Below are 14,462 nucleotides of genomic sequence, written 5' to 3'. Positions count from 1 at the left end.
GTGCGGTTGGCGTTACCCGCTTCTATTGTAGCAAAAGGAGGTTCTTTTTTACCGTTTCAACGCTCGTGCTCTTCTCGTCCACAAGCATAGCTTGTGGTTTTCTAGTTAACAAAACCGCCGTTTCGGGATTTCCGAAACGGCGGTTTTTTCGTTTTTACATGATGGCCTGCCCCTGCATGTAAAGCACCCCGTAGGCGAAGAGCGCCAGGGCACTCAGGCTGCCAAGCGCCGCCCGCAGCCAGCTGCAGCGGATGCGCGCCAGCAGGAAAAAGACCGGCAGGCAGCCCAGCAGATACCGGGGGCCGCTGATCATCCAGCCCGCCAGATAGGTCATGCCCAGGTAGGCCCCGCCCCAGATGAGCCACTCGGTGCGCGCGCCGGTGAACAGGCCCCAGAAAAGCAGCGCCAGCACCGCAAAATAGAGCACCACCTGCGGCCAGTAGATGAAGTTCGCCAACCCCGGATACTGCAACGCCAGACTCCAGTGCTGGGTCAGATTTTCCCCGATCCATTTGGTGGTCTGGTACCAGGGCGGCGCGGCCTGGAATTCCAGAAAGGCGAACCAGTCGCCGAATACCAGCCGGTTGCAGGCAAGATAGCCGCCCCAGCCCGCCGGAATCAGCAGAAGGCCCAGACTCTTGAGGCCCTGCGGCCCGGTTTTTCGGGCCCGCAGCCAGAGCCAGAGCACCGGCAGCAGCAGCACCATGCCCTGGGTACGGCAGAGGGCCGCAAGACCGCCCAGCAGCCCGGCCCAGCCCCAGCGCCCGGTGAGCGCCAGCCGCATGCAGCCCAGGCAGAGCAGCAGAAACAGGCTTTCGGTATAAACGCCCATGCTGAAAAAGGCGAAGGGATACACCGCCAGAAAGCCCACCGCCCAGACAGCCCGGCTCCGGGGCAGCCAGCGCCCGGCCAGGCTCAGGGCCACGGCGCCGCAGCCGCCCCAGCACAGCTGGCTGACCAGAATGCCCGCCAGCTCAAAATTGCCCCCGGCGAACAGACTCATCAGCCGGATACACAGCGGATAGAGAGGATAGAAGACGATCCATTTTGCATCCTCGCCGGAAGGCACATAGCCGTTCTGAGCAATGAACAGATAGTGCGGGCTGTCGCCCGCCTGGGTGAACCGCTGCCAGAAATGGGTCAGAAAGGCACCAAAACCGCCGCTCTGGTTCAGGGTGAGCCAGGCAAAAAACAGCACCGCCCACTGCACCGCCAGCACCGCGCAGAAGGCGGCGGCGTAGTCCCGCCGGGAAAAACGAGCGGGAGCCTGCAGCGGCTCCTCCCGCCGGAACACCTGCCAGTCCGGCAGCGGCACGGGCAGCCAGCCCAGCAGCGCCAGGCAGCGCACCGCCAGAATCAAAACAAAGGCGATCATTCCGCCGCCGCCCAGCCAGCCAATCACCTGCGCCATTGCATCCTCCTTGCCGCGCGGCTTTATGCGTTCAGCATATACACCGCGCCATAGAAATTAAACAGAATCGCCGCCAGCAAAAGCCCCCGGGCGGCGGGCCCGGCCTCCCAGTTTCGCCGGGCAAAAAACAGCAGACAGAAGGGGAAGGGGTCCACCAGATACCGGGCCCCGAACTGCCAGCCGCCCAGTGTGCGGTGCAGGCACAGCACCACCACCGTGAGCAGGTAACATCCCACCAGAATGCCGTCCGCATAATCCAGCCGCCTGTTCCGCAGCCCGGCCACCAGCGCCAGCAGCCAGAGCAGCAGCAGAGGATTGGCCACAATTGGCAGAAAGCCGTTGAAGGTGGGGAAGGAAAGATCCAGCGTTTCGGTGAGCAGCACCGGGCGCAGCAGATTTTTCAGGTTGGGCCAGAGATAGGCCAGGCTGAACTGGCCGTTTTCCTCCCGCATGAATTCCGGTAGAAAGTTGTGACCGAACTCCAGCGGATTGCCGAAGCGCGCCCAGTTGTACCACCCCAGGGCAAGCGCCACCAGGGCGGGCAGCACGCTCACCGCCGCCAGATGCTTCCACCGCCCCTTGCGCACCGCCCCCCACACCGGGCGCAGAAACAGCACCACCGCCAGCAGGGCGGAAAAGGGCCGGCAGCCTACCGCCAGCGCCAGCAGGAAAAAGGCGGGCAGCTCCCGCCCGGCCAGCCAGAAAAAACAGCCCCAGACACAGAAGGCCAGCGCCAGCAGCTGGGCCAGCATCCAAACGCCGCCGCTGGTGCTCAGCCAGAAGGTGTTGCTGCCCAGACTCACAAACAACGAAAAGAAGGCACAGGTTTCCGGACTTTTGCCGCTCTGCCAGAAGAGCAGGTAGACCCCCGCCGCCGCGGCCAGACCGTACAGCGCCGCGATCAGATTGGAGGGCACAGCCCCGCCCCACAGCGCCCAGGGCAGAGCCAGCACCGAGGGAACCGGCGGAAAAGAGAGATAATACTCCTCGTTGAATATCGCAAGTTCCAACCATGGGTATTGCTCGCCGTTTTGGATGGTCATGCTGCCCTTCAGCCAGTTTTGGGCCTGGAGCAGATAGCTGTCGTAGGGATTCTGGGCCAGCAGTGTTCCGCCCGCCAGCGAATGGAACAGCAGAATGGCCAAGCCAAACAGGGCAAGCGAGCCGGCCAGCGCGGCCAGATGCGCCCGGGAAAATGTGGGTTTGGATGTGGGCAAGCGTCTCCCTCCTTCGCTTTTTTGCCTCTTTTTCGGGATTTTTAATTACCCCTCGTATTATAAATCACATTTATACTAATTTTCATGCTGAACAAAGCAACGTCCGCCTTTGATTATACCCGGTCACCGGAATCCGGTCAAAGCATTTTCCTCCCTCGGGCACAGAAAAAGCCCTTCCGATGAACCGGGCCATCGGAAAGGCTTTTTGCTGCTTCAATTTGATTTGTCAGCCGTCAGCTTCAGCGCGGTGACCGTTTCGCCGCTCTCGTCCAGCGTCATGATCAGGGTGCCGACATCTTCTGCCGCCTTGCCGGAAACCTTGAACCAGACCTGACGGTTGCCCTGCTCGTCCCGGGCGTAGTGCATCTCGTCTTCCGCCGAATAGCCCGCGATGGCATACCTCACATCCTCCGCAGTTTCACCTACGCCCCAGCCTGCCCGGAGCAGGTCATCGGCCAGCTCATACTCGCTGATGCCCGCCCCCTGCTGGCGCAGGGTCCAGGGGTCCAGCTGGTGGATCGTGCCGTTTTGGTACAGCGCCAGATTCACCCGGTAGGCAAGGGCCTGGGGCTGGCACAGGCTCAGCATCAGGAACAGCCCCGCCGCCGCAAAGGTGCCCAGGCGAATCCAGTCCAGGCCACGGAACACCGCCAGCAGCGCCAGCACACTGACTGCCGCCAGCACCAGCATGAACCAGCTGGAGAGAATCCGCTTTTCAGTGAGCCCGAAGCGGGTCACATACAGCCCCATCTTGGAGACCCCCACCAGCACGAACAGCAGATTCGATGCCATCAGGGCGGCAGTCAGGCCCCGCAGCAGCGGGCGCTGCTGGGGCTTGCCCTTGCACAGCACGTTGACCGCCAGCAGCAGCGCGAAGTTGAGCATCGCCACCGCGCACAGCTCGAAGAAGCCCCTCCGGGCATATTCCGCGGCGGTGAACCCGGCGGGCAGCCGGTCGAAAAAGGCGCCGAACAGGTAGCCCGCCTGCACCGCGAAGAAGAGCAGATACAGCCCGCAGAAAGCAAGCAACCCCAGAGTCATGGCACTTTGGGGCAGGCAGCGCTGCTTATCCAGCGCCGCCAGCCAGCGGCTCTGCCGCTCCGGGTCCGGCTTCTGACGCAGCACGCTGCCCAGCGCCCCGTAAAGATAGGCCCCCACCGGCAGCGAGCCCACAAACATCAGCAGGCGGCCCGCTACCCATTCCGGCACCGTGAGCAGCTTGGCAAAGCGTTCCAGCAGAGAGGCAAAGCCCGCGTCCGCTCCGGCCAGCAGCATGAGCGCCAGCACAAAGAGGGGAACCAGCAGACAAAGGGCCAGCCCGGCGCCCACCAGGTCCCGCTTTTTGTTCTGCCGTGCCGCCCGCAGCTTTACCCAAATCTGCTGGAAGCCGTACCACATCACCCGGATGCGCAGAAAAAAACAGAAGAAGGGGCGGCCCACCAGACTGGCGGCCGCGTCCAGCGGGGCAAAGCAGCCGGTGCGCCCGCCCCCGGTGAGCAGACCTGCCCGGCAGACCAGCCAGTACATGGCCGCCAGATGCAGGGCCAGAACCTGCCAGCCGTAGTAGCCGTATTCGTAGTCATTCCAGTAGCCCGCGCCGTAAAGCAGGGGACGGACGATCAGCAGGTTTGCCAGCAGCAGGGCGGAAAAGCCCAGCCACCACCAGCTCTCCGCCGGGGTCTTTCGGCCCGCCCAGCGCAGGAAGAATTCCGCCCCGCCGAAAAACAGCGCGCAGAACACCCCCAGCGCCACCGGATTCATGCTGCCCACATACCATTCGGCAAAGGGCAGAACCGGACCGCCCAGCACCAGGCCGCAGAAATAAAACCAGCCCAGCAGATAGCTGTACAGTGCCGCGCCCAGCTGCAGCCGGGTCGCTTGGAACGGCTGAGCCGCTTTTGCTGTGTAGAGGGGCTGCGCACCGGTGGCCGGGTCAGCCGCCTGGCTGTTCGGCATGCCGGTTTGCGGCATCGCCCCGTTCTCCAAACGAATCCGTTCTTCCATGGATCATCCCTCCTGTTTCCGGCCGTTGCTTTTCCGGGGGTTGTTTTCCGGCAGAAGCTGGGCCTGCTGCACCTCGGGCCGGGTTTCCAAAATTGCCGCTGTGACGCCGTTCACCAGTAGCACCGCCAGCAGCAGCGTCCCAGAAACCATCTGTCCAGCGGGCTGGGTATCCAGCAGAGCGCTGAAATTCTGAATCTCCACCAGATACCGGGTATAGGCGATCCAGCCGTAAAGGCTGATGGCGCAGGCGGCCAGACTGAGCGCCATACACCAGTGCCAGCGCCTGCCTTTGCGGGCCAGCAGCGCGCCGCCCAACGGCGGGAGCGCCAGCGCCGCCACCCCCAGGAAAATACTCATCAGATTCCACCATTCCGGATGCAGCATCCAGACTCCCTCCTTTGTTTCGCCTTGTTTTATTGATTTTCTTCCGGCACGTATTCCAGCAGGTCCGCCGGCTGGCAGTCCAGCGCCTTGCACAGCGCTTCCAGCGTGGAGAACCGCACCGCCTTGGCCTTGTTGTTTTTCAGAATGGACAGGTTGGCCGGGGTGATGCCCACCCGCTCGGCCAGCTCGCCCGCGCTGATCTTGCGCTTTGCCATCATCACATCCAGATTGATCACAATCGGCATTGCCTTCTTCGCCTCCTCACACCGTCAGATCCAGCTCGTCCTTCATCTCGCAGGCCTGCCGGAACACGTTCTGCACGATGCGCAGAATCAACGCCATGAAAGCCGCTGCCACCATCACCATCAGGTAGGGCAGGTAATAGAGGGCACTGGCCAGGCAGATGGCCGCCACCGCCCAGCAGCAGCGGCTGAGCACGGCCAGACAGATCACATTCTGCTCCACGAATACCTGGCCATTATCCAGATTGGCCAGCAGGCGATAGAGCCGGTAGAGCGCGAAATACGCCGGAATGCTGGCGGCATAAATGGTGATGAGAAACAGCGCCTGCCAGGGCAGGTCCCCCGTCAGCCGGTAGCGGGTCCAGCTCAAAAACCATTCCACCAGCCAGTAGGCCGCCACATCCACGCCCACCAGCACTCCGAGAAAAATCTTCACCAGCAGCTGGGAGATGGCCAGGCTGCCCACGGCGTCGTTTTGCTGTTTCATATCCCGTATTCCTCCGTTTCGCCCGGCTGCTGCACGCCGCCGGGCTTGTTTTGTTGGTACCACTCTACCACAGAGTTTATTGATTTTCAAGTGTTTTTTATCGTTTTTCGATATTTTTTAATTGTTTTCCAAAACTTTAATGTTCCATGTGGAACATGTTCTTTTCTCATTTGGGCATTTTCTGCAAAAAAACCCCCTGTTTGCGCTTGAACGCAAACAGGGGGTTTCTCAAATTTGATTCAGTCAAAAAGGAAGGGCTTATTCTTCCTCGTCGTCCGCTGCAACGGGTTCCTCCGCCTGGGCGGCTTCCTCAGCTGCCAGTGCGGCCAGCTCTTCCTCGCTCAAAGCTTCCTCCGGCTCGTTCTCCGGCTTTTCCACCTCGGCGTCGTCGGAATGCTCGGTGCGGGCCACGGTGACCACCCGGTCGCCCTCGCCCAGACGCATCACGCGCACGCCGCTGCCGTAGCGGCTCTGGATGTTGATGTCCGCTGCGTGCATGCGGATGATGATGCCCTCCTGGCTGATGAGGATGATGTCGTCCTCTTCCTCCAGCACCTTGATGCCGGCAACCTCGCCCTTGCCGTAGTTGCGGATGCCCTTGCCGCCGCGGCTCTGCAGGCGGTAGTCATCGATGCGGCTGCGGCGGCCCTTGCCGTTCTCGGTCACGGTGAACACGGTGGCGCCGGAATGCACCACGCCAACGCCCACCACATAGTCGCCCTCGGCCAGCCGGATGGCGCGCACGCCATGGCCCAGACGGCCCATGCTGCGGGCGTCCTGCTCGTTGAAGCGGATGGCCAGACCGTCGTGGGTGGCCACGATCAGCTCGTCCTCACCGGTGGTGATCTGGGTCCAGGCCAGGCTGTCGCCCTCGTACATGCTCACCGCCAGCAGGCCGCTCTTGCGGATGTTGGCGTAGGCTTCGATGGGGGTACGCTTGATGACACCCTGACGGGTGACCATGACCAGATAGCCTTCGGCGTTCTCGGCGGGCATGCGCAGCATGCTGGTGACCTTCTCGCCGTTCTGCAGCGGCAGCAGGTTCACGATGTTGGTGCCGCGGGAGGTGCGGCTGCCCTCGTAGATCTGGTAGCCCTTCAACCGGTAGACGCGGCCCTGATCGGTAACAAACAGCACGAAGTCGTGGGTGGAACCGATGAACAGCTCCTCCACAAAGTCCTCGTCCTTGTGGGACAGGCCGGAGATGCCGCGGCCGCCCCGCTTCTGCACCTGATAGGTGTCCTGAGGCTGGCGCTTGATGTAGCCCTCGTGGGTGAGGGTGAAGACGCACTGCTCCACCGGGATCAGATCCTCGATGTCCACCTCGCCGGACACATGGGCGATCTCGGTGCGGCGGTCGTCGCCGTATTTGTCCTTGAGAACGGTCAGCTCCTCTTTCACGATGGCGTAGACCTTCTCGTCGCTGGCCAGGATGGAACGCCACTCGGCAATGTTGCCCTGCAGCTCGGCCAGCTCGCTCTCGATCTTCAGAATTTCCAGACCGGCCAGCTGTCCCAGACGGAAGGCGCAGATGGCGGCAGCCTGCAGCTCGTCAAAGCCGAACCGCTCCATGATGGCCACGCGGGCTTCCGCCTGGCCGCCCTTGCAGGCGCGGATGGTGGCGATGATCTCGTCCACGATGTCGGTGGCCCGCTTCAAGCCTTCCAGGATGTGGGCGCGCTCTTCGGCCTTCTTCAGATCGAAGGCGGTACGACGGCGCACAACCTGGGCCTGGAACGCCACGTAGCGCTCCAGCATGGTTTTCAGGGTCATGGTCTTGGGCACGCCGCCGTCCAGGGCCAGCAGATGCACGCCCACGGTGTCCTGCAGCTGGGTATAGCGGTACAGCTGGTTCAGCACCACCTGGGGGTTCGCGTCCTTTTTCAGCTCGATGACGATCCGCATGCCGTGGCGGTTGGACTCATCGTTCAGGTCGCTGATGCCCTCGATGCGCTTTTCCTTCACCAGGTCCGCAATGTTCTCGATCAGGCGGGCCTTGTTGACCATGTAGGGGATCTCGGTGACGATGATCTGGAACCGGCCGTTCTTCTTCTCCTCGATCTCGGCGCGGCCGCGCAGGGTGATTTTGCCGCGGCCGGTGGCGTAGGCGGCGCGGATGCCGCTGCGGCCCATGATGATGCCGCCGGTGGGGAAGTCGGGGCCCTTAATGTGCTCCATCAGGCCGGCCAGGTCGATGTCCGGATCGTCGATCAGAGCCACCGCGCCCTCGATCACCTCGGTCAGATTATGGGGCGGGATGTTGGTGGCCATGCCCACGGCGATGCCGGTGGAGCCGTTGACCAGCAGGTTGGGGAACCGGCTGGGCAGCACGGTGGGCTCCTTTTTGGTCTCGTCGAAGTTCAGACCGAAGTCCACGGTGTCCTTCTCGATGTCGGTGAGCAGGTCCACAGCCATCTTGCTCATGCGGGCCTCGGTGTATCGGTAGGCAGCCGGGGGATCGCCGTCCACGCTACCGAAGTTACCCTGGCCATCCACCAGAGGATAGCGCATGGAGAAGTCCTGCGCCAGGCGGACCATGGCGTCGTAAACCGACGCGTCGCCGTGGGGGTGGTAGGAACCCAGCACGGCACCCACGGTATCCGCGCTCTTGCGGTAGGGGTGGCTGGGATCATTGCCGCGCTCGTACATGGTGTACAGGATACGGCGATGCACCGGCTTCAGGCCGTCGCGCACATCCGGCAGAGCACGGGATACGATAACGGACATGGAATAGTCCAGAAAGGCCCGTTCGATCTCGTCTTTTACGTCCCGGACGATGAGATGCGTGCCCGGGGTTACGCTGTTTTCGATCATAGTTTCCGTTTCCTTTCCATTACACATCCAGATTGGCGTATTCCGCGTTCTTTTCGATAAACTGGCGGCGCGGCTCCACCTTGTCGCCCATCAGGATGGTGAAGGCCTCATCGGCCTTTTCCGCGTCCTCGATGGAGATCTGCACGATGACCCGGTTGTCCGGGTTCATGGTGGTTTCCCACAGCTGCTCGGGGTTCATCTCACCAAGGCCCTTATAGCGGTTGATCTTCACGCCCTGGCCCATCTCGGCGCTCATCTGGGTCATTTCCGCCTCGTTGTAGGCATAGCGCACATCCTTGCCCTTGGCCAGCTTGAACAGAGGAGGCTGAGCGATGTACACAAAGCCGCCCTCGATCAGCGGACGCATGAACCGGAAGAAGAAGGTGAGCATCAGGGTACAGATATGGCTGCCGTCCACGTCCGCATCGGCCATGATGAAGACCTTGTGGTAGCGCAGCTTCTCAATGTCGAATTCCTCGCCGATGCCGCAGCCCAACGCGGTGACCACAGGCATGAGCTTTTCGTTGCCGTAGACCTTGTCCAGGCGAGCCTTTTCCACGTTCAGCATCTTGCCCCACAGCGGCAGGATGGCCTGAATGTTGGAGTCGCGGCCCATCTTGGCGCTGCCGCCGGCGGAATCACCCTCGACGATGAAGATTTCGGTCTTGGAGGGGTCTTTTTCACGGCAGTCGGCCAGCTTACCGGGCATACGGCTGGTTTCCAGCGCGCTCTTGCGGCGAACCAGGTCACGGGCCTTGCGGGCCGCTTCCCGGGCGCGGGCGGCCTGAGTGGCCTTCTCGTAGATGGCTTTGGCCACGCCGGGGTTCTCTTCCAGAAATTCCTTCAGTTTGTCGTAGACCATGCCGGAGACCAGGCTGCGCACCTCGGTGTTGCCCAGCTTGGCCTTGGTCTGGCCCTCGAACTGGGCCTCGGTAAGCTTGACGCTGATCACGCAGGTCAGGCCCTCGCGCACGTCGTTGCCGGTCAGGTTGTCGTCCTTGTCCTTCAGGTAGCCCTTGGACCGGCCGAAATCATTGATCACACGGGTGAGCGCGTTCTTGAAGCCCTCCTCGTGGGTACCGCCGTCCGGAGTGTTCACGTTGTTGGCGAAGGACAGGATCAGCTCGTTGAAGCTGTCGTTGTACTGCATGGCCACCTCGGCGATGATGTCGTCCTTCTGGCCCTTCAGGTGAATGACCTGGGGATGCAGCACGGTGTTGTCCCGCTTTTTCTGCAGGTATTCCACGAAGCTGGCGATGCCGCCCTCGTAGTGCATGCTTTCCCGCACCACCTCGTCGCCCCGTTCGTCGGTGAAGGTGATGCGCACACCCGCGTTCAGGAAGGCCTCCTCCCGCAGGCGGATCAGCAGAGTTTCATAGTCATAAACGGTGGTCTCGGTGAACATGACCGGGTCCGCCTTGAAGCGCACGGTGGTGCCGGTGGAGGCAGCGGGGCCGATCTTCTGCAGGGGGCCGTCCGGCACGCCGCGCTGGAACCGCTGGTAGTGCTCGTAGCCGTCCCGGCGCACGATGACCTCCAGCCACTCACTCAGGGCGTTAACCACGCTGGAGCCCACGCCGTGCAGACCGCCGGCCACCTTGTAGCCGGAGTTTTCGCCGCCGAACTTGCCGCCGGCGTGCAGCACGGTGAGAACAACGGTTACGGCGGGGATGCCCAGCTTGGGCTGGATGTCCACGGGGATGCCGCGGCCGTTATCGGTGACTTCGATCACGTCGCCCTTCTTGATGGTGACCTCGATATGATCGCAGAAGCCCGCCAGCGCCTCGTCGATGGCGTTGTCCACGATCTCGTAGACCAGATGGTGCAGGCCCTTGGGGCCGGTGGAGCCGATGTACATGCCCGGCCGTTTGCGCACCGCTTCCAGCCCTTCCAGCACCTGGATCTGGCTGCCGTCGTACTGGTCGGCGTCCTCCTGCGGCTGCTTGTTCAATTCTTCTGCCATTGTCTTGCCTCCTGTTGTTTCTGGGCGGAGTTTACCGCCCGGTGCGCGCCGTGCGCGCTGGTTCCTTATCGTCTGAAAAAAGCCCCGTCACACGCTGCCCAGCTGATCCAGCCGGCCGCAGCGTTTTTCCAGTGTTTTGGACGAGATGGGGCTGATGAATACCGTTTCGTCCGGGAAATCGGTGATCACAAAGCTTTTGGGAAGCTCGTCGCTCAACGTCACCACCGCGCCCTCGGTTTCCGCGTGGCGCAGAAACGCCCGCGTATGCTTGGAGATCGAGGTGGTTTCAATATCAAAAATCCCGATGATATCCCGTGTATGGACCACATAGTCCTGCCCTAAATGCAAATACATTTTTTTACCTACCCGACCGGTGGCTTGTACCGATCCGTTTATCCTTTCGCACCCGATTTTTCTCAGCAAAGACCGCTCACTGTCCTGTTGCCTCGATTTTCCGTGTGGAGTCGTGTTCTTTCCAATCCGTTTCTGTCAATCTCAGCAAAACCGCGCGGGCCATTTGCAGGCTTTTTTCTGTTTGTCTTGAAACCCGCCGGACGGAGGGAGAGCAGCCGTTTTTTGCCCGTCCGGATGCAAAAGGGGCTTTTTTATAGCTTTTCCAGCACGCCGCCCTCCATCCGGAACAGCTCGCCCTCGGTTTTGTGGAACAGGCTGGAATCACAGGCCGTCACGATGGTCTGCTTCTGACGCATCCGGGTGAGCAGGTACTCCTGCCGGGTGGCGTCCAGCTCGCTGAGCACGTCGTCCAGCAGCATCACCGGATGCTCCCCGGTGATCTCCTGGGCACAGCTGGCCTCCGCCAGCTTCAGACTCAGCACCGTGCTCCGCTGCTGGCCCTGGCTGGCAAACAGCTTGGCGGGCTGGCCGTCCAGCAGCACCGTAAAATCCTCCCGGTGAGGGCCCTCCGTGGAAAAGCCCGCCTTCAGATCCGCCTTTCGGCTTTCCCGCAGGGTTTCCAGCAGGCCTTTCTCTCCGAAGCTGGGCTGATACACCAGCTCCAGGTCCTCACTTGCCTGGGAAATGTCCCGGTAGTTGGCGATGGCCAGCGGTCGCAGCCGTTTCATATAGTCCATCCGGCGCAGCGTGAGCTCCTGCCCATAGCGGGCCAGCTCCTCGTCAAACACATCCAGCATCTGCACCGCGCCCGGCGTGCGCTCATAGTGCTTGAGCAGCGCGTTTTTCTGGGTCAGCAACCGGGCATACCGCCGCCAGGCGGCCAGATACCCGGGGTACAGCTGGCACAGCGCCGCGTCCAGAAAACGCCGCCGTCCCTCCGGGCTGCCCTTCACCAGACTCAGATTGCCCGGCTCGAACACCACCGCCGTGAAGCTGCCCGCCAGCGCGGACGCCCGGCCCAGGTCCACCCCGTTCCGCTTGGCCGTCCGGCCCGGGCGGGGGGTATCCCGGCCGCCCACCGTCAGATAAATCTGGTTCTGCTGCCCGTCGCTGGTCTCAGTCTCGGCCTGCAGCACCGAAAAGGGCTCATCCCGGGCAATCAGCTCCGCGTCTTTCGCGCCCCGGAAGCTTTTGCCGCCGGTGAGCAGCCACACCGCCTCCAGCAGATTGGTTTTGCCCTGGCCGTTTTTGCCGCAGATCACCGTAAGCTCCGGGCAGGGGGTAAAGTCCGCCTGCCGGATGTTCCGGTAATTCTGCAGCGAAAGCTCCTTCAGCCGCATGGGATTACTTGCCGTCGGCCACGGTCACGGTGCGGCCTTCCAGGGTTACGGTGTCGCCCGGGCGCAGCTTCTTGCCCCGCATCTCGCACACCTCGCCATTCACCAGCACCTGCCCGGCCTGGATCAGCACCTTGGCTTCGCCGCCGGTCTCCACCAGACCCGCCAGCTTGAGCAGCGCGTCCAGCTTGATAAATTCCGTATGGATCAGGATTCGTTCCATCGTATCAGTTCCTCTGTGTTTTTTGTGTTTCCAGTATAGGTTTGGTTGTTTTCAGTTGAAATGGTCCTCAGCGCCCCGCAAATGGGTCTGAAAACGATTTTTCCGCTTTTTTTAGAAGACCAACCCTGTACAGGCTCAAAAATGCCTCAGCGGCAATTGTGGGCCGGGAAGGGGTTGGAGACCGGATCTCGGTGCCTGTCCTCAAATTCGTTTCATCGCACAGGCGCAGAGTCAATCCGAGACCGTTTATTTATGCATTCAAATATGCAGCCAGGTGTATCTGCGCAACATTTGTCCAGATCAATCATTCTTGAAGCGGACCGGCAGCACCAGATAGATGAAGTCCGAGCCTTCCTCGGGCAGGATCTTCACCGGGCTCAGGGGGCCGCTCAGCTCCAGCACTACCTTTTCGCAGCGGGCGTTGCGCAGCGCATCCAGCAGATAGCGGTTGTTGAAGCCGATCTCCACCGGATCGCCCTCCACCTGGGCAGCAAATTCGTCCACAACTTTACCAAGATTGGTCTGGCAGCGCACGGTCACCTTTCCGGAGGCATCAAAGAGGATGCGCAGCGGGTTTTTCAGCCGCTCGGTGATGATCAGGCTTGCGCGCTCGATGGTATCGATGAAGTCTCTGGTCTCCAGAACCACCCGGGTCTTGCAGCCGTTGGGAATTACGTTGGCATAATTGAGGAATTCGCCCTCGATCAGCCGGGAGAGAATGGTATAGTTGCCGGAGTTGAAGACCACAAACCGGCGGTTTGCGGAAATGCGCACATCATCCTCATCATCGCCCAGCAGTTTGTTCACCTCGGTGAGGGTTTTTGCGGGAATGATGATGCGGATGTGTTTTTCTGCCTGGACCGGACGCTCCACAATGGCCAGCCGGTAACCGTCCAGCGCCACAACGGTCAGCTTGTCCTCTTCAATGGCGAACAGCTCACCGGTGTGAGCGGGTTTTTTGTCGTCCTGGCTCACGGCGTAGAGGGTTTTTTCGATCATGCCCCGCAGCATACCGGCCTTGATGGTCAGGGTATGATCGGCACCGGGGGTGGGAAGGTCTGGATAATCGGAGGCGCTCATGGCAAGAATGTCAAATTCCGCCACACCGCCCTTAATGGTGGCGTTGCCGGATTCGTTGGTGTAGATGCTCACCTCGCCGCTGGGCAGACGGCGAACCATATCACCCAGAAGCTTGGCAGACAGAACGATCTCACCGGCCTGGCGAACGTTGGCTTCGATGGTGGTGGTGATGCCCATTTCCAGATCATAGCCGGTCAGCGTGAGCTGGAAGCCCTCGGCTTTTAAGAGGATGCCCTCCAGAGCGGGAATTGAGGACCGAAGTGTGACGGCCTTCGACACACCGTCAATGGCACTGGACAGAAGTGCTTTGTCGCAAACAATGTTCATGCGGTTGCTCCTTTCTTGCGATGGGAAATTGTTTTTGGTCTTCAAATAGCATAGTTTCAGGTAGCCGTAGTAATAGGGGGTGTGAAAACTGTGGAAAAGTGGCGCGAGGCCTTTTGAAGACCGGGTTTGTGGGCTGTGGAAAGGTGAGCCCGTTTTGTTCAAAAATTGTGAATAAGCGGAAAATGAAAAGTTTTACACATGCCTTGTGAAAAAGCAGTTGTTGAATGTTGAAAAGAACCGGAAAAACTTTTTGGCGGTTTTCAGGGGCAAATAAGGGAAATATTGCAGTTTGTATAATTCAAGAAGTCACGAAACGTGTCGCCGCAGGTATGGGAAAACCCGCGCAAATCCGCCTTTTTTACAAAAAAGCCGTCTGTGCGCGGTTCTCATATCAGGAATCAGGGAAGGAAAAAGAAAAAGGGAAAAGAGGGGGAAGGGCCAAAACAGGTACAGCCGGCAGGGGTGCCATGCTGTACCCGATGTTCTCAAGGGCGATCCGCCCCCTGGCCTTTAGGAGCGGACGTTTTTGATGATGTCCTCCACCGTTTCCTTCAGGTGGCGGTCGTTGTTCAGATTGTTCTCCATGGATTTCAGGGAGTACACAATGGTGGAGTGATCC

Annotated in this window: 13 protein-coding genes; 1 reads left to right on the top strand and 12 read right to left on the bottom strand. The window is 60.8% G+C overall.

Annotated elements, in window-relative coordinates; translation table 11 throughout:
* Positions 1–154 precede the first annotated feature (154 nt).
* The 12 genes from J7G73_RS09350 to dnaN all read right to left on the bottom strand — a co-directional run bounded on the left by J7G73_RS09350 (position 155) and on the right by dnaN (position 13,843).
* The gene (locus tag J7G73_RS09350; RefSeq protein ID WP_291246054.1) at positions 155–1,411 is read right to left on the bottom strand and encodes a hypothetical protein; all 1,257 of its coding nucleotides are present in this window, start codon (positions 1,409–1,411) and stop codon (positions 155–157) included.
* Positions 1,412–1,434: 23 nt separating this feature from the next.
* Complete coding sequence (locus J7G73_RS09345) at positions 1,435–2,628, bottom strand: hypothetical protein (protein ID WP_291246053.1); 1,194 nt, start codon at positions 2,626–2,628, stop codon at positions 1,435–1,437.
* A gap of 213 nt (positions 2,629–2,841) precedes the next feature.
* A complete protein-coding gene (locus tag J7G73_RS09340; RefSeq protein ID WP_291246052.1) occupies positions 2,842–4,632 on the bottom strand; it encodes a DUF4153 domain-containing protein in 1,791 nt (596 codons plus the stop codon).
* A gap of 3 nt (positions 4,633–4,635) precedes the next feature.
* Positions 4,636–5,016, bottom strand: coding sequence for a hypothetical protein (locus J7G73_RS09335; RefSeq protein ID WP_291246051.1), 381 nt, complete (start codon positions 5,014–5,016; stop codon positions 4,636–4,638).
* A 29-nt stretch (positions 5,017–5,045) separates the two neighbouring features.
* Positions 5,046–5,261: a helix-turn-helix transcriptional regulator gene (locus tag J7G73_RS09330; protein WP_087181379.1), complete on the bottom strand. Its 216-nt coding sequence runs from the start codon at positions 5,259–5,261 to the stop codon at positions 5,046–5,048.
* Positions 5,262–5,277: 16 nt separating this feature from the next.
* Positions 5,278–5,745 (bottom strand): DUF2975 domain-containing protein, encoded by a 468-nt coding sequence (locus tag J7G73_RS09325; protein WP_291246050.1) that lies wholly within the window; start codon positions 5,743–5,745, stop codon positions 5,278–5,280.
* Between the two features lie 258 nt (positions 5,746–6,003).
* Positions 6,004–8,559, bottom strand: coding sequence for a DNA gyrase subunit A (gene gyrA, locus J7G73_RS09320; protein WP_291246049.1), 2,556 nt, complete (start codon positions 8,557–8,559; stop codon positions 6,004–6,006).
* A 19-nt stretch (positions 8,560–8,578) separates the two neighbouring features.
* Complete coding sequence (gene gyrB / locus J7G73_RS09315) at positions 8,579–10,522, bottom strand: DNA topoisomerase (ATP-hydrolyzing) subunit B (RefSeq protein ID WP_291246048.1); 1,944 nt, start codon at positions 10,520–10,522, stop codon at positions 8,579–8,581.
* 87 nt (positions 10,523–10,609) lie between these two features.
* On the bottom strand, positions 10,610–10,876 hold the full coding sequence (remB, locus tag J7G73_RS09310) for an extracellular matrix regulator RemB (RefSeq protein WP_087181383.1): 267 nt from the start codon (positions 10,874–10,876) through the stop codon (positions 10,610–10,612).
* Positions 10,877–11,127: 251 nt separating this feature from the next.
* Positions 11,128–12,216, bottom strand: coding sequence for a DNA replication/repair protein RecF (gene recF, locus J7G73_RS09305; protein WP_291246047.1), 1,089 nt, complete (start codon positions 12,214–12,216; stop codon positions 11,128–11,130).
* 4 nt (positions 12,217–12,220) lie between these two features.
* On the bottom strand, positions 12,221–12,436 hold the full coding sequence (locus tag J7G73_RS09300; protein WP_087296329.1) for an RNA-binding S4 domain-containing protein: 216 nt from the start codon (positions 12,434–12,436) through the stop codon (positions 12,221–12,223).
* Between the two features lie 300 nt (positions 12,437–12,736).
* A complete protein-coding gene (gene dnaN, locus J7G73_RS09295) occupies positions 12,737–13,843 on the bottom strand; it encodes a DNA polymerase III subunit beta (protein ID WP_087296328.1) in 1,107 nt (368 codons plus the stop codon).
* A gap of 224 nt (positions 13,844–14,067) precedes the next feature.
* Between dnaN and J7G73_RS09290 the strand changes: the two genes are divergently transcribed.
* A complete protein-coding gene (locus tag J7G73_RS09290; RefSeq protein ID WP_291246046.1) occupies positions 14,068–14,373 on the top strand; it encodes a hypothetical protein in 306 nt (101 codons plus the stop codon).
* Positions 14,374–14,462 lie beyond the last annotated feature (89 nt).

This window comes from Allofournierella sp. (genome assembly GCF_017889395.1).
Lineage (GTDB): Bacteria > Bacillota > Clostridia > Oscillospirales > Ruminococcaceae > Allofournierella.
The sequence above is the reverse complement of the archived record's forward strand: the minus strand, read 5'-3'. Positions and strand labels throughout refer to the sequence as shown.